This window comes from Aurantivibrio infirmus, from assembly GCF_054767315.1.
Genome location: NZ_BAAFSK010000008.1, coordinates 173,058 through 198,608, shown reverse-complemented (window position 1 = coordinate 198,608; position 25,551 = coordinate 173,058). Strand labels below are relative to the sequence as shown.

Here is a 25,551-nt window from a genome sequence, read left to right as displayed (position 1 = left end):
GTAGTTCTAAGTACAATTTAGATACCCACATTTAATATCAACTACTTACAAGCTAATATTTCACCTTTGCACACATTAATAAGAGAGAAAATAATGTTCGGGATTAAACATATAAAGTTCGACTCAATGACTTACGTGCTTCATTTCAAGAACGGTGTTATTAAAAAGGAAGGTCGCGGACTTTCATTTTTTTATTTTTCTCCAAATAGTTCGATCACCGCGATCCCTATGGGAAGCAATGATTTGCCTTTTGTATTCAATGAGTCGACTCACGATTATCAAACGGTTTCTATTCAAGGTCAGATCAGCTATAAAATTAGCGATCCTAAAACTGTTGTGAATATATTAGATTTTACAGTAAACGATACCGGACAACTCAAAAAAAATGACATTGAAAAATTGAACCAGAGAATCATTAATGAAGCGCAAACCGCGACCTCTGCTTACATTCACAGCATTGGATTAAAAGAGGCGATTCGATCTGCCAAAACAATCGAAGAAAAAATTCTAATCGGGCTTAAATCATCAGAAGCAATAGTGATGCTTGGTATCGAGATTCTTGGTGCCAATATACTTGCAATTCGGGCTACACCAGAAATGGCTAGAGCATTAGAGACAGAAACCAGAGAAAAACTCCAGCAGGAAGCTGATGAATCGATCTACGAGAGAAGAAATTTCGCCGTGGAACAAGAAAGGAAAATTAAAGAATCAGAATTAAATACTGAAATAGCTGTTGAAGAAAAACAAAAGCAAATATCGGAAAAGAAAATGGAATCCGACGTACAAAAAGCAGAAAACCAAAGAAAACTACGAGAAATGCAGATTGAAGCGGATATTTCTATAGAAAATCAAAGACAATCGTTAATTGATCAAAAATCGGCTAACGACAGAAAAGAAGCAGATGCACAAGGGTATGTTTTGGACGCAACTTTGAAGCCATACAAAGATATTGACTGGAAAACCTTAACAGCATTAAACAATAATTCAGACCCAAAATTTAATATTGCCCTCGCCTTTCGTCAGATAGCGGAAAACGCCGATAAAATTGGTAACTTAAACATTAGCCCCGAACTTTTAGATTCCATCCTAAAAGACTCTAAAAAATGAACTTTGATTACGCCATTATCGTAAAGAATAAAACTCGCCTAGAAACCCTGATTGAGCGTTTTAATACTAAATCCCAGGCTAAGTTTTACATTGAAAGTCTTGGTGGCGATTTTGAAGATTATGTCCTTGAGGACGAAGTATTTAAGGATTCCCTTAACTCTCTTCAAACGAAGCTTACCAAACAGATCAAGAACAAGACTATCGAAAGAAACTATGTGCCTTCTTACCTTTTTTCCGAACAAAATATTATCATTGTCATCGGACAAGATGGTCTCGTAGCCAACACTGCAAAGTACTCAAAAGGCCTTCCGATCATTGCTGTTAATCCAGATAAGGATAGGTACGACGGGGTTTTATTGCCTTTTAATACCTCGGACTTTGCATCAGGAGTAGAAAATGTTCTGAGCGGAAATTTTGACTCTGAAATAATGAGGCTAGCGGAGGCGAGGCTTAACGACGGACAAAGAATTTTAGCCTTCAATGATTTGTTCATCGGTGCTTCATCTCATGTTTCCGCTCGATACAAGATTTCATTCGAAAACAAAGCAGAAGAACATTCTTCGAGTGGTTTAATCGTCTCTACGCCCGCAGGCTCGACAGGTTGGCTAAGTTCAATTTTTAATATGGCATATGGCATAACAAATCTATTCGAAAAAAATCAGGCACCAAAAAGACCTAAGCTCGACAATAGCGAACTGTTATTCGCGGTTCGCGAACCATTCAAAAGTATAAGAACACAAACCGACATCGCAGCAGGGGTAATCAAAAATCAATCGAAGTTAATAGTAGAATCCCTGATGCCCTCCAATGGAGTGATTTTTAGTGACGGGATAGAACAAGATTATTTACAGTTCAACAGCGGCTCTGTCGCCACAATAGGAGTCGCGAAAGAAAACGCAAAGCTGGTTACCAATAGACTCCGAAAATTTACAACAAACTAAGAAGTGTTTTGCCTTTTACCAACAAACACAACTGGTCATTTATGATAGAGACATCTACCCTCTTTGATTAAATGCGATTATATAATTTTCTGACTTAGTTTTTGAGAATTGAAAACAGTTAATAACGAAAAGTAAGTGCTTTAAATTAGACTTGCCCAATTTGGTGAGATAGCATGCAGGACTTAGGTTTTACGTGTATAACAAGGAATACCTAAATTATTATCTATCATCAGGGTAAAAAACGGAGAAATTAAATGAAACTCGAATCAATCGCCTTGCACGAAGGTTATAAATCCGAAGAAACAACTAAAGCCGCTGCCGTCCCGATCTACCAAACAACCTCTTATACCTTTGATGACACTCAACACGGTGCAGACTTATTTGATCTGAAAGTGCCTGGAAATATTTATACACGAATTATGAACCCAACCACGGCGGTTTTGGAACAACGTATAGCAGCAATGGAAGGTGGTATAGGTGCATTATGTTTGGCTTCAGGCATGGCTGCCATTACCTACTCGCTGCAATGTATTTGTGAAACTGGCGATAATATTGTCAGCACTAGCCAGCTATATGGCGGCACCTACAATCTTTTTGCACATTCTTTGCCTCGCCAAGGTGTAGAAGCCCGAATGATTTCTCATGATGACTTCGAAGGATTCGAAAAAGCTATTGACGAAAAAACCAAAGCGGTTTTTTGCGAATCGATTGGTAACCCAGCGGGAAACATCGTAGACATTGCTCGTTTAGCTGAAATCGCCCACAAACACGGCGTACCATTAATTGTCGATAATACGGTTGCAACGCCCTACTTGTGTCGTCCCTTTGAACTCGGTGCCGATATCGTCGTCCATTCGCTAACAAAATACATCGGCGGTCACGGCACTTCCGTTGGTGGCGCAATCATTGATTCAGGAAAATTTGATTGGGTAGCGAATAAAAAACGCTTTCCGATTATGAACGAACCGGACCCTTCTTATCACGGTGTTATTTACACTGAGGCTTTAGGTCCCGCAGCATACATAGGTCGTTGTAGAGTAGTACCGCTTAGAAACACAGGCGCTGCAATTTCGCCGATGAATTCATTTCAAATTTTGCAAGGTCTGGAAACCTTAGGTTTACGAATGGATCGTCATTGTGAGAACGCCGAAAAACTCGCGGCATTTCTGCAGAAGCATGACAAAGTTGAATGGGTAAATTATGCAGCGCTGCCAAACAGCCCGTATAACGAATCTTGTAAAAAAATAACGAGCGGTAAAGCTTCCGGAATTTTAAGCTTTGGTATTACCGGAGGAATTGAAGCAGGTGGGCGATTTATCGACGCGCTTGAGATGATTTTACGTCTTGTTAATATTGGCGATGCGAAATCACTAGCCTGTCACCCCGCCTCCACAACTCATCGGCAATTGAATGAGAAAGAACTTGCTGGAGCAGGTGTTAGTGCTGACCTAATAAGGATTTCAGTAGGAATAGAACATATTGACGACATTATTGCGGATGTGAGTCAAGCGTTAGAAAAAGCCTGAGCAATTGTCCATGCACTCAATATAAAGCTAATAGTTTGCTCGCTCACTTTCGCACACCAACTTTTCGAAACAGGGAGGCAGCATGCAAGATTTAGGTTTTACTTATCAGGCTAGAGGAAACGATTTCGTTATCTATCGCCAGGGTATGAAAGAGTTTATTTTGCGTGGCAAAAAAGCGACTAACTTTTCTTTTAAGATTGAGACCCTGGATAGCGCTGCCTTACAAATTGAAATGGCCAAAATAACTGGGAACTATAAACGCGGAAATGAAAAGCACGCTAAAGATTTAGCGAATAGTAAGAAGATTGATTAGGCGATTTTTCATTTCTAAATTCGCCTTTATGAAAGCTAAATTAAGTTGGCGGTGAAGCGCTTAAAAGACACCCACTCTTAATAATTGCAGAAGAAAACCATATGAGTAAATTTTTAAATATTCTATTAATCGGGATTTTCTTGATATCCTGTGCAGCGACTCAAGAGCGAAGTCGGCCTAGTGTGGCTAAATTTGTCGAACCTATTTATCCGGTAGAAGCCGCAAAGAGCTGCATAGAAGGATACGCTATTGGCTCCTTGACTATTTCAGGTGAAGGAAAAGTTACCGATGTCAAAATCCTTCAGTCAAATCCCGCTGGAATTTTCGATGAAGCGTCCAAAGTTGCCTGGCTGGAGCACGAATATTTTCCAAAAATCAGCGAAGGTAAAGGCGTACCGTTTTCAGGCTATCTTTCGAAAATGACTTTCACGCAAGAAGAACCTTGTAGCGACCCGACGACAATAGACATTTCACACTTAGACACAACATCAAAAAACGTTATTGATTTGGCAAGATATGGCGATGCCAGCGTTGTATTAAGAGCTAAGGTAATCAGTAGAGAAAGAATGGGTCCATATTTTTACGACAGTATTGAAGTTAAGTGGGTTATAAAAAATGAAACCGATTTAAACATTACTGATACAACATCGATGAAGGTTTTGTCCTATTCAACACCCCGGAACTCTCAAACATTTTTTGGCGAAGCCACCTTATATTTCGTTCCTACGTATTTCTACGGAAACGATAGTCAAGAGCTTAGAAAGGATGGTGTTTACTTAATGTTAACCGCCGGAACAAAGCACAGAGGAGTAAGCCATATAAATCCTGGATAACATACTAAAATCCTGTTGTTAATTCTCAGTACAGCCTATATCTAGATACTCGACTCGGTTATTTTTTCACAACAATCTCTAAGCGGTTTATCAAAATAATTGACTGAAAAACTGCTTATTCCCTCCCTCGGTCCACCTTTAAGGCATCCGCTGTCCTTTGCTTTTTTAAACGTGACTATTGATTCTCTCCACCGTATTATTGGTGTTTATAAATTCGAATAATAGCGCTGAAGTCTTGCTCGCTAACTCTATGTAAAGATTGCTCAAATAGGACGATAGCCTACTAAGCCACGAATAAAACAAATTTGGCGTAATTAATTATTAATGAATCGAAACCCAAACAATAAATAATAATGATTTTAGGGCGCAGGATGTCGCCAAACTGTCTTACTGAGGCCTTTATGAAATTACCAAAATATAACGGGATATGTACCGGAATAGTTGCCGTAGCCAGCCTATTGTTATTTCCTCCTTGCTCACATGCGCAAGATGACCCCATCAAACGAACTGCTTGGGGGCACCCCGATATCCAGGGTTTTTTTACCTATCGAACTATTACACCACTGCAACGCCCTACCGAGTTCGGCAACAAAGCGGTATTAAGTCCCGAAGAAGCGGCCGAATGGGCAGCGAAAGAGAACCTTCGCCAGAACCGAGATCTAATCGACGATAAGAAAGGCGGTGCCGGCTACGCGCCTGGCGTAATTTCTTACAATGAATTTTGGTATGAACGCGGTGATGATGTCATCGAGTCACGTCGTACATCTTTGATTTACGATCCACCCAATGGCCGGATGCCGCCACGCACGAAAGAAGCGAATGAACGCCGTCGCGAAATGGCGCAAGTGAGAAAAGAAAGTGCCGGTGTTGAAGCGCGACCATTAGCTGAACGTTGTTTAATGAGTTTTGGTGGCACCGTTCCGATGGTGCCAAAGTCTTACAACAATAATATTCAAATTGTTCAATCCAAAGACCATGTGATGATCTTAAACGAAATGATCCACATGGCGAGAATAATCCCCTACTCTGACACTTTCTCTGGCACACCCAAATGGGAGGGCGACGCGATCGCTCGTTGGGAAAATGATGTGCTCGTCATCGAAACAAAAAACTTTTATTACGACTACAACTACAGCGGTTCTACAAAAGACATGAGCTTGGTCGAGCGGATTAGCTGGGTAGACGGCGATACGCTGAATTATGATTTCACCATTACTGACCCAAAAACCTGGACTCAACCTTGGTCGGCAAAACTCCCCCTACAACGCACCGGCGAACCGGTTTACGAATACGCGTGTCACGAAGGTAACTATGGATTAGAAGGTGTCATGGAAGGCTGGCGACGTTTTGAAAGCATGGGCTTAAATGGCGATGGTACAGCTAAGGATTAAACCGCCTGTGTATAATATTTTGTTTTTCAAAAATTGATTTATTTGCGAAAAACCATTTCACTCTCCTAAATAAATTCGGATTGGGTTTTGCCTGTAACAGTGTAAGCCCATTTCAATTCCCTCCTGCACTTTTTTTATTTTCTTTGGTCTACAATAACGCTTGTAAATATTTCGGATTCAGTAAACTCAGCAAACCATCCATCATCCAGGTGATTCATGCAAAATCTTAAGCTAGCGGAACTTATGAGTGCATTAAGTTATGCATTGGATATTACCGAAGGTCAGCCCGAGGGACATTGCGTTCGCTGTTGTTGGATAGGAATGAATATCGGGCAAAAAATCGGTTTGGTGTCCGAACAATTGTGGCAACTTTACTATGTACTTCTATTAAAAGATCTCGGCTGCAGCAGCAACGCCTCCCGCATATGCGAACTCTACCTCACCGATGATCTCAGTTTTAAAAAAGACTTTAAACTCGTCGATGGTAGCCTACCGCAAGTACTTCGATTTGTTATGCATCACACCGGCTCAACTGCTGGCATCATCTCGCGCTTCAAAGCTATCTCAGAAATATTTGCCAACGGCGAGAAATTCGCTCAGGAATTAATTCAAACACGTTGCACCCGCGGTGCCGACATCGCGCGTCGCTTGCGTTTCGAAGAACCAATTGCCCAAGGAATACATTCACTAGATGAACATTTTAATGGTAAAGGTAGACCCGAGGGTTTAGTTGGCAGCGCTATTCCAATTTATTCTCGAATAGCCTTGCTGTCTCAAGTGATCGACGTAATGCATTCTTCCGGCGGAAAGTCCGCCGTTATTGAAGAAATCAATTCTCGTAAGGGCTCATGGTTTGATCCAGAATTAACCGATGCCTTTAACTCGATTGCCAAAGAATCGAGTTTTTGGCAAGAACTTAATAGCAAAAATATTGATGCGACAATTTTATCTCTTGAACCGGGTGAATTTACCAAGCCTTTAGATGAAGATTTTTTAGATGATATCGCAGAAGCATTTGGCCAAGTCGTCGACGCGAAAAGCCCCTACACCGCAGGACATAGTACGCGTGTTGGCTTGTATACAATGTTGCTCGCGGAAGAATTGGGAATAAATTCAGAGCGGCGACGCTGGCTCAAACGAGGAGCACTTCTACACGATGTCGGCAAGCTGGGAGTAAGCAATAGTATTTTAGATAAACCGGAAAAGTTATCGGATGAAGAATACGAGTCTGTTAAAATGCATGCCGTTTATACTGGTGAGATTTTAGAACGAATTAAACCTTTTAGGGAGTTGGCGCAAGTATCAAGTGCTCACCATGAACGTTTGGACGGCAAGGGATATCCACTAGGACTAAAATCAGAGAACATCGCTTTGGAAACGCGAATTATTACGACCGCCGATATATTTGATGCGATAACCGCCGAGAGACCTTATCGCGGCGCCATGTCTGTTGATAAAACCCTCTCTATTATGTCAAACTCCATCGATACAGCGATTGACCCAGAATGTTTCATCAGTTTAAAAAATCTAATTGATCGTCACCCCGAATTGTTTCCTGATTAATTCGATTGGATATAAAATTAATAAATGGATTGATTTGAAATGAATAGTTTTGACGTGATTCTAACAATAATATTCAACAATATGGCTGAATAGTTTGGATAATGACTAAAGCTCAAGAATTCGAACCAAAATTATTTGGGAAGCCGAGGCGGGATTCAGACGACATCGGATGATGTTTTGGGATATAGCACGAATATTCATCGCGAACTGTCTATGCTACTTCGACGCGTAATTAAATACTTATAAAAAATAGACTTATCGAAGAACATCGCTTTTGGCGTTCAAACATAGACCTCAAGCCAATCGCGTCAATCCGCTGATCGTATCCTCGATTCGGTCTCTCAGTACATTTCAAGCATAGTTGCCGGAGGCGCAATACGACTCAAGATCAAATCGACAATGCCTCTAATAATAATTCACGACCCGCTCTTTTTTATTCGAAAAATATTTCCCATAAAAAGTCAAAGGAACATCGAAAAATGAAACTTTTATCTATTGTTGGATCCTTAGCTCTTTCATTTAGTGTAGTCTCTCACGCCCAATCACTCATTGAGGACTGTAAAAAAGATCTCGAATTTATTCCTGTGTTTTTACTTGAAAATGACTCAGGAGCACGCGACCATCTTGCTCATCACGGCGAGAACACATTAGATGCGGCTTTCAGAAAAACCAGTGATGAAATAAATTCGATAAGTACCGAGACCCAATGTGACGCGCAATTAAAAAGTTACCTATTGAGCTGGCGAAAAGATCATATAAACATTCGTTCTACCCGCCTAATTGTGAGAGATGAGAGATCCAGCCCCCAGAACACTGGCGTATCACTAAAACCCAAGATTGAATTTTTATCTAAGGAAACCGCGCTACTTGTCATTCCCAGCTTCCGATTTGCTTACAAACAATCCATAGAAGACTTACTCAAGGAAAATGAAACGCAGTTAGAAGAAAGCCTGAACTGGATTATTGATGTTCGCCGTAATGGCGGAGGCTCCGACTCCTCTTACGAAACGCTACTAACGTGGTTTATCTCAAGTGAAGTGATTAACGTCGATACATCCTGGCTCGTTACGCCAATCAACATCGAAGCAAATGCATCAATTTGTCAACGAGCGGCGCCGAATGATTCGAGCTGCAAGAGTATGATGGATTCCGTTGTCAGTTTAATGCGGGCAACAAAAAATGGGGAATTCACCAGCCCTCCTACCCCGTTTAGTTATCATCACTATAACTTTCGAGAAAGCGCAACTCGACGTCGTGTTGCTATTCTCATGGATAAAAATTGTGGAAGTACCTGCGAACAATTTTTATTGACTGCGAGACAATCCTTTAACGTAAAGCTGTTAGGCCGCAATAGTGCTGGAGCTCTAGACTATAGTAACTTGCGGCCTTATCCCTTGCCGTCCGGAAAGCGCGATTTAATTTATGCCGTATCTCGTTCGCACAGACTACCTATCATGCCAGTCGACGTTTCTGGTGTATCACCCGATATTTTGTTGCCAACCCCGAACAACGAAGAAGATATGAAATTGGAGATAAACAAAGTTAAAAATTGGCTTGAAGGCGGATCGTTAGAAATAAACAACAAATAATACAAGGTTTAGCAAAACGGTTGGTCTACACTACAAAACACCTATAATAATATTTATTTTTAGCTGCATCTTCTTCTGATTTCTTTTCGTATTGTCATTGTCGAACACTGGATTTTTTGTTCGGCATCCAGACAATAAACCGAAGAGGAATAATTATAATGTTTAGCCTTAGAAAAATTTCATTTTTTACCTTACTAACCGGTCTTCTGGTAGCTGCGTCATCTGCAAACGCCAGTGACTCGCGTTTTTTTGCATCGCTGTCCGGTTTTCAAGAAGTTCCTGCTGTGCTTAGTGACGGTTCAGGTTTTTTTCGCGCTAGAGTCAACCGAGACAACACGATTGATTTCGTATTGAAGGTTGATAATCTGAGTGGGATATTCGCTGCGTCGCATATTCATTTTGCACAGAAAGGCGTCAATGGTGGAGTCATGGTTACGCTTTGCGGCGGACCTCCTACAGCCGCAGTACCCGCCTGTAGCGACGTCGTGCGCGGGACTATCAATGCAGAAAATGTTGGCGCTGGCGCAGCCTCACAAGGTATCCCAGCAGGCGATCTAGAAGCGGTCATTAAAGCATTACGTAGCGGAAATACTTATATCAATGTACACACTTCAGCTTTCCCATCAGGAGAACTGCGAGGCCGAGTTAGATAAACAAATTATTTACTCAATAATACGAACGAGGGCTCGCTACATAGCCCTCGTTACACAGACATATCGTCCCGGTTTTTTCCATAGTTTTTCCTCTTTCAATCTAATCGCTCCCACGCCTACCTAATTACCCGACTGGAATAATTACCCTCCTACTCCCATCACCCTGGATATCAACATCTAATGCGCTAATTTCATTAGCGGCACCGATACTCCGATGGGTCGACAATCAGCCAATACGCCAGAAGCGATTGATTTCGTAAAGCATATTCATGCACTAAAACGCTTAGCGACCCCGGAAGAAATTGCAAAATCGGCATTATTTTTGGCTTCAGACGCTTCGGGTTTTACCACTGGCACCGCATTGTTGGCCGACGGAGGAGCTTCTATTTGTAAAACTTAATTGAAAAATTGCACAATCTACTGTATTTGTGATCGCATTGTTTGATTTGCTTGAGACAGGCATTGAAAATAGAGGTGGTTTACAGTTCATCGCTAATTGGCAAGGATAGTAGTCTGGTGTTGGAGTCTCTAATTTATTTGGGTTTGGCGCTCACGATGGCCTCTGCTTTTGTTTTTTATGGGTGCTTATTGAATCTCAACAATTATCTACAAAGACACCAAGTTGACTTATGGAAAAGGTTTGGCACCGGCAACAAAAAGCTGCATTTCTTTGCTCAATATTATCGTCTTCGTTCTCTAGCAATTGAATACACATCTGACGATAAAATTCTTAACGATAAATTGAAGCTACTCAATTATCTTAATTGGGGTATTGTTATCGGTACCCTAATAATTTCAGCTTGTCTAATTTACGCCCTCGTTGTTGGTTAGTACTGATAAAAACGACATCAATATTAAAAATATTCCAATTGATGCGGAGTCAATTGAACCGCCTGGAGACCTAGTTTTGTTAAAAATATTATATGGAGTATCGGGTGAAGGATCAGGGCATTCTTCCCGCGCTAGAATGATCGCAAATCATTTATTACAATCGGGGCATCAAGTTAAAATTGTGTCTTACGATCGCGGCGCGGCAAACTTAAAAGACGATTTTGATGTTATTGAGATCGTTGGTCTTTCGATAATTAGCGAAGATAACAAAATTTCTTTTCTTAAAACTGTATCAACTAATCTCGGAAAATTACCGGAAGGTACCAAAGCGTTTAATCTATTACGAAAAACCTTTAAGGAATTTGAACCTGATTGCGTTATTAGCGATTTCGAACCCTGCACTAGCTATCTCGCAAACAATTTTGGCCTGCCGCTTATTACCATAGACAATCAGCATCGCATGCGCTACATGGATTACGATTGTCCTAGCTCCCTTAAGAAAGAAGCCTTGTTAACCGAAACAGTAATTAAAGCAATGGTGCCTAAACCCTGGGTGTCCCTAATCACGACGTTTCATTTTGACCCTCTTACTCGTCAACATGCGTTTTTATTTCCCCCCATTCTTCGAGAAAATATTCTCGAAATGAAAGCCTCTGAAAAACAACACATCCTGGTATATGTTACCGCAGGATTTGATTCACTTATAAACTTACTGCCTAACTTTTCGCGTGAAGTATTTTATGTTTATGGTTACAACAAAGAAGAAACAATCGGCAATATTCATTATCGCCCTTTCAGTAAACAAGGCTTTTTAGAGGACCTAGCAAGTGCGAAAGCCGTTATCGCTACCGCTGGGTTTACGCTTATCAGTGAATCGCTTTATTTCGCAAAACCCTATTTAGCTTTACCGATGAAGGGACAATTTGAACAACACCTCAATGCTCATATGTTAAATACGCAAGGCTACGGTGAAGAGGGATTAAATCCTAGCGTGGATAGTATTGCTGCTTTCCTATACCGCATTCCTGATTACAAAGAAAAGCTAAAAAGCTTTCCTCGCGGTGGCAACCAAGCAATTAAAGATAAGCTGGATGAGCTTTTGGCGAATCAAATGAAATTGTTGCTGACTTTTCGACGCTAGTAAATAATTAACATGAGAGTAAAGTGCTTAAAGCCATGTTAAAAGAAAACTTCTTGTCGCTCCTGTCAAAATATTTCGGCGACTCAATATAATGAGTAACTTTATCCCGATCGTATCGATTGCGCTAGCTCTCTCTTTCATCATTGTCTTTTTTATTACTCGCCGGCTCATCATTTCTGGTCGGCCAAAAAAACCAGACATTAGTGATATTCGACCACATGATCATTTGTTTTTCTTTCGAACCAGTGCCTGGTTAGATGAAACAGAAATGGAATGGAAAATTCCTATTCACGGTTGGATTTATCGACCGCAAAATAGTTCGGTAAGAAAAGCCGTACTTAGGAGCTTATTAAAATCTCGGTATGATCTCGCCCCTGACGAAGAAACTGAAGTGAATTTTAGCCATAGAACGAATTTGTTATTAGCAGACAACATACGAAGACGGAAAATTAGTATTTCACTTGCGGGACAGACCTTTGCCCTACCAAAATCAACAGCAAACGGGCACTTCTCTACAGTATTATCAATCTCGACAAAAACCTTTGACAATATACCAGCCGGAAAAACAATTGGTTTTCACGCAATCACTCACCCTAAGGATACGAGAATTTTCGCTGGCGAAGTAAAATTAGTTTCGCCCGATGGCATCTCATATATAAGCGATATCGACGACACAATCAAAGTATCAGAAGTTAATAATAGAAAAGCGCTTTTTGAAAATACATTCCTCAATCAGTTTGAAGCCGCTGCAGGGATGCCCGAGCTGTATCGCCAACTAGCCAGCGAAAGCGCCAGCTTTCATTATGTTTCTTCTAGTCCTTGGCATTTATACCCGCCACTCCTCGACTTTGTCGATTCCAGTGGCTTTCCATGGGCATCTTTCGAATTGAAATATATACGCCTAAAGGACAAGAGTCTTTTTAATCTATTTAAAGATGGAACCGAAACCAAACCTTCTCAGATAGAACCGATTTTATTACGCTACCCGAGGCGTCGGTTCGTGCTGCTTGGCGATAGTGGCGAACAAGATCCAGAAGTCTATTCCGCATTACTACGAAAGTATCCTCAGCAGATCATTAAAATTTTCATTCGAAATGTTGATGGGCAATCTGCGACTGATATTAGATTCAAGGAGATCTTTCAAGGAATTGAACCCGATCGCTGGTCTATTTTTACGAACCCAAGCGAACTCGAACTTAGCAAGCTACTTTAACCTTGATCAAGGCAACGTATATGAAATACCTTTTAATGCTTCTAGTAATCTTACCCTTAAATGCACTCGCCCAAACGACCCATACCTATCTGCTTGGAAAGTACAAACTAAAAGGAACAACCTATACGCAAGTCGTATTTTTTGAAGAAAAGGAAGTACAGGGAAAAGATAACTGTGAAAAAGAACGGATTTATGGACGAGGTGGTTCTTGGCGATATTACAATCACATGGTGAATCGAACCCGCGGGTTTTCAGCCAACGTAAACTATTTTTGTATAGAGACAGCGATTAACTTTGGCGTTTGGAATGACTACGCCGAGTATGAGCACATTTATCTAATCGATATTCGAACGAATAACCCTGTCGTCACTGAAACCAACACCTATTCCAACTGTCTTAGAGAAATGCGAAAAGTACAAGCAAAAGAAAACCATAACTACTTCTGCGCCCGCTCAAACCAGAAAATACTGAGCCAAAACTAATATTCTAAACGAAGCACTTCGAACAACTAGTGAGTTCAGCACTATGGCAGCCAACATAGTTAGATTCTTAATTCTAAATTGCGCTCTATTAATCTCATTTTCAACTAGCGCTAAGCCAAGGCCTGAGATGCTAGTGAATGCCGCCATAGAACGTACCAAAGAGCATATCCGTTACGATGGTAGCTATCGAATAATTGACTTCCCTAACGGAGACGTGCCTAACACTATCGGGGTATGCACTGATGTTGTCATACGTAGCTATAGAGCCTTAGGTTTAGATTTACAAGCATTGCTCAACGAAGACATTAAAGAAAATTTCGAGCTATATCCATCAAAACGAATTTGGAATCTTAATAAACCGGACACGAATATTGATCATCGTCGTGTTCCCAATCTAGAAATCTTTTTTTCACGCAAAGGAGAAACACTTCCTATAACCCAAAACCACGAAGACTATAAAGCTGGAGACTTAGTTACATGGATGCTACCCGGTAACTTACCTCATATTGGGATTGTCAGTGATCAGTTGAACTCTACGACTGGACGCCCCATGGTCATTCACAATATTGGCGCGGGACCGAAGTTACAAGACATGATATTCGACTATAAAATAGTCGGGCACTTTCGCTACTTTCCAAACAATTAATACTGTTGAACTATTATTTTTGGGGCAGGGTTTTATCTTTGCATTGCATTGTAAATGACTCGCAAAAATTTCATTGAAACTTTACGGAAACTTTACGGAAACTTCATTGAAACATCACAGAAACTTCATAGACATTGGTAATTATTTTTATCAAGAATGGTTTTACCTTTACTAGAAACAGCTGATCATCTGTAATAAATAATTTTTTATTTTAATAATAAATATTTAAACTCAAGCAGAAAAATAAAAATTAACCCACTATCGAGACAGGTCCACTGTGAAAACGAAAAACTGAATCTTCTTTTTCAATCAACTCCTTTTCTTTTGTCAAAAACCGCATTACGCGCTCCTCGATACCCTTCCCCGCTGCTTGCTCTGCTAACTGCAAGTAATCTTGAAAGTGTCGTGATTCGGATTTCAATAAAGAGGAATAAAAGCGATTCAGCTCTTCATCCAAATGCGGCGCTAATTTGGCGAAGCGTTCGCAAGAACGCGCCTCGATTATGGCTCCAACAATTAACGTATCGATAAGCTTCTGAGGCTCGTGGGTAGCAACAAGTTTTCTTAGTTCACCCGCGTACCTTGCGGCCTCAATTTGCTCGTAGGCAATATTCCTGTCCGCCATAATTGCGATAACTTGCTCAAAGTGCCGCAGCTCTTCTCTTGCCAATTTGGACATTTTGTTGAGTAACTCCATATGCTCAACGTAGCGATACATCAGGTTCATCGCTGTACTTGCCGCTTTTTTTTCACAATTAGCGTGGTCGATTAGGAGTAGATCTTGGTTTACCAGCGCGTTTTCAAGCCAGGTATCAGGGGTTTCACAGAGAAGAAATTGCTTGATTGATGTTAAAGACATAATAGAAAAGATCGCCGGACAAAAAAATTCAAAGCATAAAACACCAACGAGAGAGATCCGCTACAGACCCCTCCGTTAGTCAGCACTTCGCTATACTTTTTCAATAATCATAGCGATACCTTGACCCACCCCTATACACATCGTGCAAAGTGCGTACTTACCGCCACGCTTATGTAACTCAAGCGCCGCAGTAGTTACCAACCGCGCACCGGACATACCTAAAGGGTGACCAAGCGCGATTGCACCACCGTTTGGATTCAAATATTCGGCATCATCGGGAATACCAAGGCCTCGAGTCACAGAGAGTGCTTGAGCAGCAAACGCTTCATTTAGCTCGATAACATCCATTTGCTCGATGCTTAAACCGGTTTTGGCCAGGAGCTTTTGGACCGCAGGCACCGGACCGTAACCCATGATTCTCGGCTCTACACCTGCTACTTGGGCTGCGATAACCTTAGCTTTTGGGGTTAGGGAGTACTTTTCTACAGCAGATTCCGAAGCCATTAGGATCGCACAAGCACCGTCGTTGATACCTGATGCGTTCCCCGCCGTAACCGTTCCTCCCTCTCTAAATGGTGCTCTAAGACCAGCTAAACCTTCTAAAGTGGTATTGCCACGAATATGCTCATCTTTATCGACAATGAGCGGGTCTTGTTTACGACGCTTAATTTCTACCGGGGTAATTTCTTCTGCTAAGCGACCACTCTCTTGCGCAGCCGCTGCTCGTAACTGGCTACGGAGAGCGAAAGCATCCTGATCTTCACGAGATATATTGTATTTCTCGGCCAGATTTTCTGCGGTTTCGGGCATAGAATCGATTCCGTATTCCGCTTTTAACAATGGATTAACAAATCGCCAACCCATAGTCGTATCCTGCAACTCATAATTACGAGCAAATGGCGTCTCGCCCTTCGCCATCACATAGGGCGCCCTGGACATAGATTCAACACCACCTGCGATAATTAAATCCATCTCACCTGTCTTGATTGCTCTAGCCGCCATACCCACAGCGTCCATTCCAGAGCCGCATAGACGGTTAAGAGTCACTCCAGCTGCGTCTACAGGTAAACCTGAGAGAAGCCCCGCCATTCTTGCCACATTGCGGTTATCTTCGCCCGCCTGATTCACGCATCCAAATACGATGTCCTCAATCTGAGTTTGGTCAACTGAAGGGTTTCGTTCCATCAGACGTTTTATAACCAATGCAGCCAAATCGTCGGGCCTAACAGGACTGAGGACTCCAGCATAACGGCCGATTGGGGTTCGGATAGCATCACAGATATAAGCGTTGGACATCAATAAATCTCCGGAAAAGGATAGAAAGGAAAAACTGGCGGCATAGTGTATAGGAAGCGGATTGCAGTGTTAAGCTTTCAGGCCACCTCTGCTCAGACTCTGTAATCAACAGATTTCATCCAATTGTAATGAGCGGACACCCTACATCCAAAATGTAGCGCTGACACCTCGAAACTAGCAATCAATGCTTAAGCTAATTACAATCGCTAGTTAGCGGTGATCGGAGAAATCTCCCTTAGCGCGAACCGAAAATAAAAATAATGTTTTAGATAAACGGGAAAATGTTTCTAAAATTCAAAAATCAATCACTGAATATTTTCAAGTGAATTATTTCTTAGACAAGAAAAAATAATAAAGAGGTCAATCGTGAAACGGAAATTACTCATTCAAATCCATGGTTATATCGCCGTATTCTTTTTACCCTTAGCATTGCTTTATGCAATCACAGGTGCGTTCTACATCTTAGGCGAAACCGGAGGCGTTGTGCGCACAGATGCTTCGCTTGAATCCAGTAACATTCCCACTACTGCAAAAGAAATCATTCCTTTAATTGAAGCGACACTCAACGAAAATAATTGGCGAGTCCCCTCAGCTGATGAGTATGTTAGAGAACTTCAGGATGGCTATTTGTGGTCTTCACTAGGTGAATCTGTTCGCGTAACCATCACAGAGGGCAGCTCAACAATTGCGTTAAACCACACCAAAAACACATGGTACAAACAGTTAGTTGAAATTCATAAAGACCATGCGGGAAAGTATTTTTCTTTACTTGGTTTCGCTTTTGGCGTCGGCATGATAATTATGACGATTAGTGGTGCAATTATGATGTTGCAATCACCAACACATAAACGCATTGCGATTACTTTAGTTAGCGCCGGTACGGTGATTACTTTAGCTACCTGGGCCTACACGCTTTGGTTTTATTAACACGCTAGGGAATAATTTGCTGACTTTGGCCCGGGACAATGTAACGCTGATAATACGCACAAGATAACTCATAAAAGTCGCTATCAATGGCGGCTTTTATTTTAAATAAGCTGGTATTTTTCCATTCAGAGTTTATTTCGATACCAAAGTCTTCAATGGTCTTTATTTGGCTAGCTCCATACCGAAGTAGCTCAAAGACCCAACAATAGGGATCTTTATCTTCATCAAACGCTATTTGTTGAAATTGAATTTGTTGCTTTAAACGATCAGCATCAACGATGGTGATTTTATTCTTTACCGTTTCAACAAGTAGTTTATCCAACCGTTGAATAACCGCTCTGCGCTCTTCAATGTTAAATCCATTCCATCTCACAACTTCATCTGCGAAGCGTTTACAGCCGCGACAAACGTCGTCGCCAATGCCAGTAGAGCAAACGCCAATGCACGGGGTTAAAGGTACTTTTGCCATCGATTTAAGGGTGAAAATAATTTAGTGAATGAACAGGCGTTAAATTGCTTGAGCTTGATGCGACATCATTAACTGATTCCAGCGCCGGCGCTGAACCATCAGCAAACACTTTGTGAATTTGTTGGGCTGTCGCGCCGCTATATTAACGAATTTACTGAAACTAAACTATCGTCAATATATGCGCTTGCAAATAGTGATTATAAGCCCAGGTTAGTAGCCACTACCTTAACAGCTCAAGCCACTTAGTGTATGATATCGGCCCCGAAATACTGGCTAATTACGAAACTAAAGTTGTTAGCGGAACCAGTTATGCGCTATCAAAGCGCAGCGTTTAAGAACGAAATCTTCAAAACCATCGATTTGTCTCATATCCAAAGCGTTTGGCCAAAAACTGGCTTGATGAACTAAGTGTGAAACGAACGCCTTATTAAAAAGGAACAAACTGTGCTAGAAGCTTACCGCAAACACGTAGCAGAACGTGCCGCCGAAGGTGTTGTACCTAAGCCTTTAAATCCCGAACAAGTTGCAGGCTTAATTGACTTGCTTAAAAGTCCTCCCAAGGGTGAAGAAGCGTTTCTTTTAGACCTACTCGCTAACCGGATCCCCCCTGGTGTCGACGAAGCTGCTTATGTCAAAGCGGGTTTTCTTTCGGCCATCGTAACAGGCGAGGCACAATCGCCCCTTATCGATCGAAAAGCAGCGGTAAAACTCCTCGGTAACATGCACGGTGGATATAACATCGTGACCTTGGTCAACGCACTAGACGATGCGGAACTCGCAGAATTAGCTGCTGAAGAATTAAAGCACACCCTTTTAATGTTCGATGCTTTCCATGATGTCGACGAAAAGATGAAAGCGGGTAATAGCCATGCCAAAGAGATCATAGAATCCTGGGCCGCTGGCGAGTGGTTCACCAACCGTAAGAAGGTTGCTGAATCGATTAAGACAATCGTTTTTAAAGTTACTGGCGAAACCAATACCGATGACCTGTCTCCTGCACCTGATGCTTGGTCTCGACCAGATATCCCTCTTCACGCAAAAGCCATGTACAAAGTTCCCCGTGAAGGTATTACCGACAACGAAGGACAGATTAATAAACTAAAAGAAAGCGGTTTACCGGTTACTTTTGTTGGTGATGTTGTCGGTACAGGCTCTTCGCGAAAATCTGCTACTAACTCTGTTCTTTGGTATATCGGCGATGATATTCCCGGCGTTCCGAATAAACGTGGTGGCGGTATTTGTATTGGTGGCAAAGTTGCGCCGATTTTTTACAACACAATGGAAGACGCAGGCGCATTGGTTTTCGAAGCACCCGTTGATGAACTCAATATGGGTGACATTATCGAAGTTCGCCCCTACGAAGGAAAAATTCTTAACGAAAAAGGCGAAGTCGTTTCAGAATTTGAGTTGAAATCCGACGTTCTTCTCGACGAAGTCCAAGCAGGTGGACGCATACCCTTAATTATCGGTAGAGGTTTAACGGTAAAAGCGCGCGAAGCATTAGGACTAGGCCCGATTGATTTATTTAGAACCCCTGAGCAACCCGCTGACTCAGATAAAGGTTTTACACTTGCACAAAAAATTGTCGGTCGCGCCTGTGGCGTCCCTGGCGTTCGCGCCGGATCTTACTGTGAACCTAAGATGACAACGGTCGGCTCGCAAGACACAACCGGCCCGATGACTCGCGACGAATTACAAGACCTTGCGTGTTTGGGTTTTTCTGCCGATTTAACCATGCAAAGTTTTTGTCACACTGCCGCGTATCCAAAACCCGTCGACATTGACACTCAACATAATCTTCCCGATTTTATTATGAACCGAGGCGGCGTTTCTTTGCGCCCAGGTGATGGAATTATCCATAGCTGGTTAAACCGCATGTTATTGCCAGACACTGTTGGTACTGGTGGCGATTCACATACTCGATTCCCAATTGGAATTTCTTTTCCAGCGGGTTCAGGCTTAGTCGCTTTCGCAGCCGCAACCGGAACCATGCCTCTTGATATGCCAGAGTCAGTTCTTGTTCGCTTTAGTGGAAAAATGCAGCCGGGTGTGACCTTACGTGACTTGGTGAATGCAATTCCTCTTTATGCAATTAAACAAGGTTTGTTAACGGTTGAGAAAAAAGGAAAGAAAAATATTTTTTCTGGTCGTATTTTAGAAGTCGAAGGCTTGCCTGATCTCAAAGTGGAGCAAGCATTCGAAATTTCTGACGCCTCTGCCGAACGCTCTGCCGCAGGTTGCACAATCAAGTTAGATGATGCGCCCATTAAGGAATACCTCACATCAAATATCACTATGTTGCGCTGGATGATTGAACAAGGGTACGGCGATGTCCGCACTATTGAACGACGCGCCAGTAAGATGGAAGAATGGCTAGCGAACCCTGAGTTACTCCAAGCAGATAAAGATGCTGAGTACGCAGCAACAATTGACATCAATCTAGATGACATTAAAGAACCCATCGTCGCCTGCCCTAATGATCCCGACGACGTGAAATTACTCAGCGAAGTGTCAGGCGCTAAAATTGATGAAGTCTTTATCGGATCATGTATGACTAACATTGGTCATTTTAGGGCTGCAGGAAAATTACTTGAATCAACTAACGACGAGTTGTCGACGCGCCTATGGATTGTTCCACCCACTAAAATGGACGAACATCAGTTAATGGAAGAAGGTTTTTACAGTATTTTTGGCCGCAAAGGCGCACGTACAGAAATGCCAGGCTGCTCTTTGTGTATGGGTAACCAAGCGCGTGTGGCGCCGGGAAGCACTGTCATTTCCACCTCTACGCGAAACTTTCCCAACCGACTTGGAGATGGTGCGAATGTTTATTTAGGTTCGGCTGAACTTTCTGCAGTTTCTGCAGTTTTAGGAAGACTTCCTACTCCTGCTGAATACCTAGAATACGCAAATAAAATTGACTCAATGAGTTCGGAAATTTATCGGTATTTAAATTTCAATGAGATTGAGTCTTTCCAAAAAGCTGCGGATGAAGGTAAACGAATTGCTGCTGTGGAGATACAAACCGTTCGCTAAAGAATTGAACGGGTATTATTTAACAATTTTCTTTCTGTAGAAAATATTAAAGGCCGGTAAAGAGAAATCTTTACCGGCCTTTTTCTATCTAAACAAAGAAAATCATTCAATCAATAAAAAATTTTTTAATCGCTTCTTTTTCCCACATGGCATCTTGATAACCCAACTCTATCAATTCATCACAAAACGCTTTGGCAAATAAAAGATAGCTCGCTGCCGCAGCACCACCACCTTTTGCTGTGGCACCTGTGGCTCGCAAGAAAAATCGCATACTTTTGGGAAGGTATCGAATTTTTCGTCCTGCAATTTTATCCAATTCTTTTGAAGGCGAAATCACCAGGGTTTTAACGGGCCGCAAAATCGCACCACTATCGGTTTTTACATTTCCATCAATACGATCAAGCAGTTTATTGACTCGCTCTAGATGCTCAATATCTCCCTCTAGGCTATCAATAAACGCACTAGAAAACATATGGCCCATGATCTGCGCCATTGATGGAGAACGCTTTGGTTTTGCGCGACGCTTTCCCCAATGAGCCGGATTTCGATTTCCACTGACACCAATCACAAAAATTCTATCCGCACCCAAATGTAAGGCCGGGCTGATCGGCGCTAATTGCCGCATCGCCCCATCACCAAAATATTCGCGATTAATTTTTACAGTAGGAAAAATAGTTGGTATCGCAGAAGATGCTAATAAATGATCGACGTTTAATGTAGAACTCACACCCACTCGACGATGACGACGCCAGGGTTTAATATCTTTTTGACCTTGATAAAAACTGACAGACTCACCACTTGTATAGCCCATCGCGGTAACACAAACGGCTTCAAGATCACCGGCGTCAATGCCCTTATCAATATTGCTAAAATCAAGTATATCAGTCAGTAATTCACGAAGAGGGTCGTTGTTCAATAACGCAATAGGTTTGTCCTTGCCGGCACCTTGATTGAAAAACGAAGCGCCAATCCTCGCAACACCGCCCAACATGTTCAGCCAGCCAGTTTTGAAAATTCTTTCGATAGCAATATTTTGCCAAATATCATTTAAATTTTGTGACGCTTCGCTAAAACTACCCGTATGCGTGGCTAAAGCGAGTGCATTAATAGCTCCCGCTGAAGTACCGCAAATAATTGGAAACGGATTGTGTACATCGCTAGGAAGAATTTCATGGATCGCTTGCAATACGCCAACTTGATACGCTGCTCGAGCTCCACCTCCAGAAAGAATGAGGGCTGTTTTCATTGCAAGTCTTTCGTCCTTAATTCTTATTACTCAGCGCGTAGCGATCTAACATTTAAGGTTCACCGAACTGTATTTTGTCCACGTATATCTAAGATGCTTTCGTAATACTGTTAGAATCATAATTTTTTTAGTTCACGCCTAAGAATTTTACCCACAGCAGATTTAGGTAAATCATCAACAAATTCTATTATTTTGGGCACCTTATACGCCGCCATGTTTTTCTTAGCATACGCTTGAACATCCTGCGCCGTTAAATTCGGATCCATTTTAACGATAAATATTTTCACCACTTCGCCACTGCGTTCATCGGGAACGCCAATAACACCCGCCTCCAATACGCCTGGGTGCTCACAAATAGTGTCCTCCACTTCATTCGGGTAAACATTAAACCCGGACACTAAAATCATATCCTTTTTCCGATCGACTATTTGTAAATATCCGTCCGACTGAATCAAAGCCATATCGCCAGTTTTAAACCAACCTTCACTGTCAATGACCTCCGCTGTTGCTTCAGGGCGATTCCAGTAACCTTTCATCACTTGTGGGCCGCGAACTAATAACTCGCCAACCTCACCCGCAGGGAGTACCTCACCATTTTCATCAACAACTTTCAATTCTGTTTCAAGAACAGGCGTTCCAACGGTGCCAATCTGAATTTCATTGGGAGGATTTGCCGATACCACTGGAGATGTCTCAGTTAAACCGTAGCCTTCATTGGGTACATTGCCGGTCACCTTTCTCCAAAGCTTAGACGTATCTGAAGTTAACGCCATTCCGCCTGAGGCGGTATGACGCAAATTAGAAAAATCCAATTTTTTAAATTCTTCATTATGACAGAGTGCATTGAACAAGGTGTTCAAGCCGACGAAGCCATATATTTTTTCATTTTTTAATGCCTTCACAAAGCTTTTTAAATCCCTTGGGTTTGGAATCAAAATATTATGGTTTCCGTTCCCAAAAATTGACATGCAATGACCGGTAAATGCGTAGATATGATAAAGCGGCAAAGGTGCTACGTAAGTTACATCGCCCTCTTTCATCACTTCTTTCATTTTTTCTGATAACTGCTCTTTATTTGCAACGAGATTCGAATTAAGTAGCATTGCTCCCTTAGCAACACCCGTAGTACCACCCGTGTATTGCAGAACAGCGATATCACTAGGCAAGCGTTTTACAGGAGTGAAATGGCTACCACTTACTTTTAAAGTATTTAAAAAAGAAATTTGATTTGGAAATGAATAGCTCGGAACTGCGCGCTGCACATACTTGACGACGTTATTAATCAGAAAACGTTGCATCGGTTTATGTAAATCAGCCACCTCCGTCACGATAACTTGTTCTACATCGGTTTCTTTTATCACACTGGCAGCAGCACTCGCTACATTTGCCAGCACTACAAGCGCTTTGGAACCAGAATCCTTTAACTGATGGGATACTTCTCTTGCCGTGTAAAGCGGATTGGTATTGACAATAACCAAACCAGCGCGAAGTGCGCCGAATACGGCAACCGGGTATTGCAAAATATTAGGAAGCTGTACGGCGATTCTGTCGCCGGGCTTAAGATTAGTTTGCGTTTGTAAAAAAGCGGCAAATCGTGCGCTTAGTTCGTCGAGTTCGCCAAAGGTTATGGTATGTCCAAGGCACGTAAACGCTCTATTATTTTTATATTTTCTAACAGTTTCCGCGAAAACATCCGCAACGACACCTTGATCACCTAGCATAACATTCCTCAACTCTCACTCTTTAAACGTTCGTCATTTATAATAAATAATTTTAGATAACTAGAAACTAGTTTTACCCTTGAATCAGCTTTACTTCCCATAAGCTATCAACTTCCCATAATCTACAACATCATTATTCGCTATCATTCTCATCAAACTGCTTCTGTCGGCGTAACTCCATTGTGTTAATTACGCACCTAATCCCCCATGCCGTTAATGCAGCAAAGGCTAGCAACACAAACAATAAGATTCCTACCAAAATTAACTGAAATAGAATTTCGTCTACAGGAAAATTTAAACCATAAATCGCCAAGCCAATAAAAGCGAGGCCCGTCGCTATTGCCACTATAACAATAACGATTCTCGATAATCTTTTTGAATCTCGCATCTACTACAACCACGTTAGATAATTTGTAAGATAATCAGCAACTCCAGGAATTTATCTCGGTACTAACACCTTTAGGGCGTGAGCAACACCGTCCTCACCATCCGGAAGAGTAACAAAGTTTGCAGCAGATTTGACCTCTGGCGTAGCATTCCCCATCGCAACACCGACACCCGCCATTTCCAGGAAAGCCAAATCCGACGGTGCATCGCCAAAAGCGATCACTTGCTCTGGGCTAACCTTGTGATAATCACAAAGCTGTTTAAAGGCCTTTTTCCTATCAATCTCTTTGTTGATAATACTTGCGAAAATCCATTCCTGGTGAGAGGCCATTCGCGCTAGAGCAAAATTATACTGCGGATAGGTACCGATCATCGTTTCGAGAAGACCAGGGCGCTCTACTTCATTTATACCCACTAGCAACTTCATTGGATTTATTTCATTACTCAACAGGTCATCAAATTGGGTGGTCTGTGGCATCGACCTTAACACCCTGCTGTGAGCTAGCTGGATGTCAGAATCGTGCTCAACCCAGTAACAATCTTCTTCGTAAATTTCACAATGCATTTGGTGATGACGAGAAAATCTAACAAGCTCTTTTAAACCATCAATTTCTAATGGTTTTTTCATAATAACTTCATTGCTACTTGGATCAATTAACAATGCACCAGCGCTAAATAATCCTGCACCGTTTATTGAAAGTTCTTCAATCAAAAATTCCGCAGCGAACTTCGGTCTTCCGCTCGCGATGGCGGTTTTTATACCGCAAGCTTGTATTCTATTAATCTCTCGTTTTGTACTTTCGGAATACCTTCCATCAGACCCAATTAAGGTGCCATCAATGTCAAAAAAAGCTAATCGAATGTCACTATTATTAATAACGGGCAACTGTGAAATTAAACCTTCTATCACTGTACTTAAAAACCAATCGCTGCTTCTTGACTCCACTCGCAATGCACTTGCATATCGTCAGAACCCGGCTCATGGCAGTTAGATAGTGAATGCCAAACGAAAGTGTGAGTGCCATTAAGTTCGGTTTCTAGATGTACGACCGCCGACACCCAATACATACGTTTCAATAAACCTTCAAATTGCGAAACCCACTGATCCCATTCGTATTCAACAGCTTTGTAGGATGCACCGAAATGCATAACCTCGGTTTGATATTGACCTTTTGAACCTTCGAGCCTTGGAACAGAAAACATTTCTTGGCTTAAAAATGGCCACTCATCTTCGTGTGGCAACATTAACATTGCATCACGATTAACACGGCGACGCTGAGATTCGTCGTAATAATATGCCGCGTCTTTTATACATCCGTAAACTATTGACTCTTGATCCACTTTTCCCCCTAAGTACACTCGCTTTGGTTAATGGCATCCA

Annotated in this window: 24 protein-coding genes; 16 read left to right on the top strand and 8 right to left on the bottom strand. The window is 41.9% G+C overall.

All coding sequences use genetic code 11. The annotated features are described in order from the left end of the window. Window positions 1-93 precede the first annotated feature (93 nt). From ACYUCY_RS17455 to ACYUCY_RS17390, 14 genes are all read left to right on the top strand, one after another. Window positions 94-1,107 (top strand): SPFH domain-containing protein, encoded by a 1,014-nt coding sequence (locus ACYUCY_RS17455; protein WP_460227815.1) that lies wholly within the window; start codon window positions 94-96, stop codon window positions 1,105-1,107. Continuing rightward, window positions 1,104-2,048, top strand: a complete 945-nt coding sequence (locus ACYUCY_RS17450; RefSeq protein ID WP_460227814.1) for an NAD(+)/NADH kinase — start codon at window positions 1,104-1,106, stop codon at window positions 2,046-2,048. Before ACYUCY_RS17455 ends, ACYUCY_RS17450 begins: the two co-directional genes overlap by 4 nt. A gap of 254 nt (window positions 2,049-2,302) precedes the next feature. Then, window positions 2,303-3,574 carry an O-acetylhomoserine aminocarboxypropyltransferase/cysteine synthase family protein gene (locus ACYUCY_RS17445; protein WP_460227813.1) on the top strand — a complete coding sequence of 424 codons (1,272 nt, stop codon included), beginning with the start codon at window positions 2,303-2,305 and terminating at the stop codon, window positions 3,572-3,574. Between the two features lie 82 nt (window positions 3,575-3,656). Next, entirely contained in the window at window positions 3,657-3,887 is a 231-nt protein-coding gene (locus ACYUCY_RS17440; protein ID WP_460227812.1) for a hypothetical protein, read from the top strand. Between the two features lie 101 nt (window positions 3,888-3,988). Then, on the top strand, window positions 3,989-4,720 hold the full coding sequence (locus tag ACYUCY_RS17435) for an energy transducer TonB (protein WP_460227811.1): 732 nt from the start codon (window positions 3,989-3,991) through the stop codon (window positions 4,718-4,720). Between the two features lie 401 nt (window positions 4,721-5,121). Further along, window positions 5,122-6,111, top strand: a complete 990-nt coding sequence (locus ACYUCY_RS17430) for a hypothetical protein (RefSeq protein WP_460227810.1) — start codon at window positions 5,122-5,124, stop codon at window positions 6,109-6,111. 216 nt (window positions 6,112-6,327) lie between these two features. Beyond that, a complete protein-coding gene (locus ACYUCY_RS17425) occupies window positions 6,328-7,674 on the top strand; it encodes an HD-GYP domain-containing protein (protein ID WP_460227809.1) in 1,347 nt (448 codons plus the stop codon). A gap of 479 nt (window positions 7,675-8,153) precedes the next feature. Beyond that, window positions 8,154-9,263, top strand: a complete 1,110-nt coding sequence (locus ACYUCY_RS17420; protein ID WP_460227808.1) for a S41 family peptidase — start codon at window positions 8,154-8,156, stop codon at window positions 9,261-9,263. A 158-nt stretch (window positions 9,264-9,421) separates the two neighbouring features. Beyond that, window positions 9,422-9,916 (top strand): CHRD domain-containing protein, encoded by a 495-nt coding sequence (locus tag ACYUCY_RS17415; protein ID WP_460227807.1) that lies wholly within the window; start codon window positions 9,422-9,424, stop codon window positions 9,914-9,916. 214 nt (window positions 9,917-10,130) lie between these two features. Next, on the top strand, window positions 10,131-10,316 hold the full coding sequence (locus ACYUCY_RS17410; RefSeq protein ID WP_460227806.1) for an SDR family oxidoreductase: 186 nt from the start codon (window positions 10,131-10,133) through the stop codon (window positions 10,314-10,316). 507 nt (window positions 10,317-10,823) lie between these two features. Next, complete coding sequence (locus ACYUCY_RS17405) at window positions 10,824-11,888, top strand: MJ1255/VC2487 family glycosyltransferase (RefSeq protein ID WP_460227805.1); 1,065 nt, start codon at window positions 10,824-10,826, stop codon at window positions 11,886-11,888. Between the two features lie 91 nt (window positions 11,889-11,979). Further along, the gene (locus ACYUCY_RS17400) at window positions 11,980-13,101 is read left to right on the top strand and encodes a phosphatidate phosphatase App1 family protein (RefSeq protein WP_460227804.1); all 1,122 of its coding nucleotides are present in this window, start codon (window positions 11,980-11,982) and stop codon (window positions 13,099-13,101) included. Window positions 13,102-13,121: 20 nt separating this feature from the next. Then, window positions 13,122-13,583 carry a hypothetical protein gene (locus ACYUCY_RS17395; RefSeq protein WP_460227803.1) on the top strand — a complete coding sequence of 154 codons (462 nt, stop codon included), beginning with the start codon at window positions 13,122-13,124 and terminating at the stop codon, window positions 13,581-13,583. A 127-nt stretch (window positions 13,584-13,710) separates the two neighbouring features. Next, on the top strand, window positions 13,711-14,229 hold the full coding sequence (locus tag ACYUCY_RS17390) for a DUF1287 domain-containing protein (protein WP_460227863.1): 519 nt from the start codon (window positions 13,711-13,713) through the stop codon (window positions 14,227-14,229). Between the two features lie 250 nt (window positions 14,230-14,479). Here ACYUCY_RS17390 and ACYUCY_RS17385 read toward each other — a convergent pair whose 3' ends face one another. Together ACYUCY_RS17385 and pcaF are read right to left on the bottom strand one after the other, a co-directional pair. Then, complete coding sequence (locus tag ACYUCY_RS17385; RefSeq protein WP_460227802.1) at window positions 14,480-15,088, bottom strand: MiaE family protein; 609 nt, start codon at window positions 15,086-15,088, stop codon at window positions 14,480-14,482. A 90-nt stretch (window positions 15,089-15,178) separates the two neighbouring features. Next, the gene (gene pcaF, locus ACYUCY_RS17380) at window positions 15,179-16,384 is read right to left on the bottom strand and encodes a 3-oxoadipyl-CoA thiolase (protein ID WP_460227801.1); all 1,206 of its coding nucleotides are present in this window, start codon (window positions 16,382-16,384) and stop codon (window positions 15,179-15,181) included. A gap of 366 nt (window positions 16,385-16,750) precedes the next feature. On the opposite strand from pcaF, the gene ACYUCY_RS17375 reads away from it, so the two are divergent. Beyond that, on the top strand, window positions 16,751-17,311 hold the full coding sequence (locus ACYUCY_RS17375; protein ID WP_460227800.1) for a PepSY domain-containing protein: 561 nt from the start codon (window positions 16,751-16,753) through the stop codon (window positions 17,309-17,311). 4 nt (window positions 17,312-17,315) lie between these two features. Here the strand turns inward: ACYUCY_RS17375 and ACYUCY_RS17370 are convergent, their stop codons facing one another. Beyond that, the gene (locus tag ACYUCY_RS17370; protein ID WP_460227799.1) at window positions 17,316-17,780 is read right to left on the bottom strand and encodes a DUF1289 domain-containing protein; all 465 of its coding nucleotides are present in this window, start codon (window positions 17,778-17,780) and stop codon (window positions 17,316-17,318) included. Between the two features lie 444 nt (window positions 17,781-18,224). Here ACYUCY_RS17370 and acnB point away from each other — a divergent pair, with 444 nt between their 5' ends. Beyond that, a complete protein-coding gene (gene acnB, locus ACYUCY_RS17365; protein ID WP_460227798.1) occupies window positions 18,225-20,816 on the top strand; it encodes a bifunctional aconitate hydratase 2/2-methylisocitrate dehydratase in 2,592 nt (863 codons plus the stop codon). Between the two features lie 106 nt (window positions 20,817-20,922). Here acnB and ACYUCY_RS17360 read toward each other — a convergent pair whose 3' ends face one another. From ACYUCY_RS17360 to ACYUCY_RS17340, 5 genes are all read right to left on the bottom strand, one after another. Further along, entirely contained in the window at window positions 20,923-22,062 is a 1,140-nt protein-coding gene (locus ACYUCY_RS17360) for a patatin-like phospholipase family protein (RefSeq protein ID WP_460227797.1), read from the bottom strand. Window positions 22,063-22,178: 116 nt separating this feature from the next. Next, window positions 22,179-23,783, bottom strand: a complete 1,605-nt coding sequence (locus ACYUCY_RS17355; protein WP_460227796.1) for an AMP-binding protein — start codon at window positions 23,781-23,783, stop codon at window positions 22,179-22,181. A 133-nt stretch (window positions 23,784-23,916) separates the two neighbouring features. Next, window positions 23,917-24,171, bottom strand: a complete 255-nt coding sequence (locus tag ACYUCY_RS17350; protein ID WP_460227795.1) for a hypothetical protein — start codon at window positions 24,169-24,171, stop codon at window positions 23,917-23,919. Window positions 24,172-24,222: 51 nt separating this feature from the next. Further along, window positions 24,223-25,116, bottom strand: coding sequence for an HAD family hydrolase (locus ACYUCY_RS17345; protein WP_460227794.1), 894 nt, complete (start codon window positions 25,114-25,116; stop codon window positions 24,223-24,225). Then, window positions 25,086-25,511, bottom strand: coding sequence for a hypothetical protein (locus ACYUCY_RS17340; RefSeq protein ID WP_460227793.1), 426 nt, complete (start codon window positions 25,509-25,511; stop codon window positions 25,086-25,088). Before ACYUCY_RS17340 ends, ACYUCY_RS17345 begins: the two co-directional genes overlap by 31 nt. Window positions 25,512-25,551 lie beyond the last annotated feature (40 nt).

What these genes read in the sequence shown, in the direction of transcription:
- ACYUCY_RS17410 (WP_460227806.1), top strand. Translation starts at nt 10,131, where the DNA reads ATGGGTCGACAATCAGCCAATACGCCAGAAGCGATTGATTTCGTAAAG.
- ACYUCY_RS17445 (WP_460227813.1), top strand. Translation starts at nt 2,303, where the DNA reads ATGAAACTCGAATCAATCGCCTTGCACGAAGGTTATAAATCCGAAGAA.
- ACYUCY_RS17400 (WP_460227804.1), top strand. Translation starts at nt 11,980, where the DNA reads ATGAGTAACTTTATCCCGATCGTATCGATTGCGCTAGCTCTCTCTTTC.
- ACYUCY_RS17360 (WP_460227797.1), bottom strand. Translation starts at nt 22,062, where the DNA reads ATGAAAACAGCCCTCATTCTTTCTGGAGGTGGAGCTCGAGCAGCGTAT.
- ACYUCY_RS17420 (WP_460227808.1), top strand. Translation starts at nt 8,154, where the DNA reads ATGAAACTTTTATCTATTGTTGGATCCTTAGCTCTTTCATTTAGTGTA.
- ACYUCY_RS17390 (WP_460227863.1), top strand. Translation starts at nt 13,711, where the DNA reads ATGCTAGTGAATGCCGCCATAGAACGTACCAAAGAGCATATCCGTTAC.
- pcaF (WP_460227801.1), bottom strand. Translation starts at nt 16,384, where the DNA reads ATGTCCAACGCTTATATCTGTGATGCTATCCGAACCCCAATCGGCCGT.
- ACYUCY_RS17455 (WP_460227815.1), top strand. Translation starts at nt 94, where the DNA reads ATGTTCGGGATTAAACATATAAAGTTCGACTCAATGACTTACGTGCTT.
- ACYUCY_RS17385 (WP_460227802.1), bottom strand. Translation starts at nt 15,088, where the DNA reads ATGTCTTTAACATCAATCAAGCAATTTCTTCTCTGTGAAACCCCTGAT.
- ACYUCY_RS17395 (WP_460227803.1), top strand. Translation starts at nt 13,122, where the DNA reads ATGAAATACCTTTTAATGCTTCTAGTAATCTTACCCTTAAATGCACTC.
- ACYUCY_RS17350 (WP_460227795.1), bottom strand. Translation starts at nt 24,171, where the DNA reads ATGCGAGATTCAAAAAGATTATCGAGAATCGTTATTGTTATAGTGGCA.
- ACYUCY_RS17425 (WP_460227809.1), top strand. Translation starts at nt 6,328, where the DNA reads ATGCAAAATCTTAAGCTAGCGGAACTTATGAGTGCATTAAGTTATGCA.
- ACYUCY_RS17440 (WP_460227812.1), top strand. Translation starts at nt 3,657, where the DNA reads ATGCAAGATTTAGGTTTTACTTATCAGGCTAGAGGAAACGATTTCGTT.
- ACYUCY_RS17435 (WP_460227811.1), top strand. Translation starts at nt 3,989, where the DNA reads ATGAGTAAATTTTTAAATATTCTATTAATCGGGATTTTCTTGATATCC.
- ACYUCY_RS17370 (WP_460227799.1), bottom strand. Translation starts at nt 17,780, where the DNA reads ATGGCAAAAGTACCTTTAACCCCGTGCATTGGCGTTTGCTCTACTGGC.
- ACYUCY_RS17450 (WP_460227814.1), top strand. Translation starts at nt 1,104, where the DNA reads ATGAACTTTGATTACGCCATTATCGTAAAGAATAAAACTCGCCTAGAA.
- ACYUCY_RS17430 (WP_460227810.1), top strand. Translation starts at nt 5,122, where the DNA reads ATGAAATTACCAAAATATAACGGGATATGTACCGGAATAGTTGCCGTA.
- ACYUCY_RS17415 (WP_460227807.1), top strand. Translation starts at nt 9,422, where the DNA reads ATGTTTAGCCTTAGAAAAATTTCATTTTTTACCTTACTAACCGGTCTT.
- ACYUCY_RS17355 (WP_460227796.1), bottom strand. Translation starts at nt 23,783, where the DNA reads ATGCTAGGTGATCAAGGTGTCGTTGCGGATGTTTTCGCGGAAACTGTT.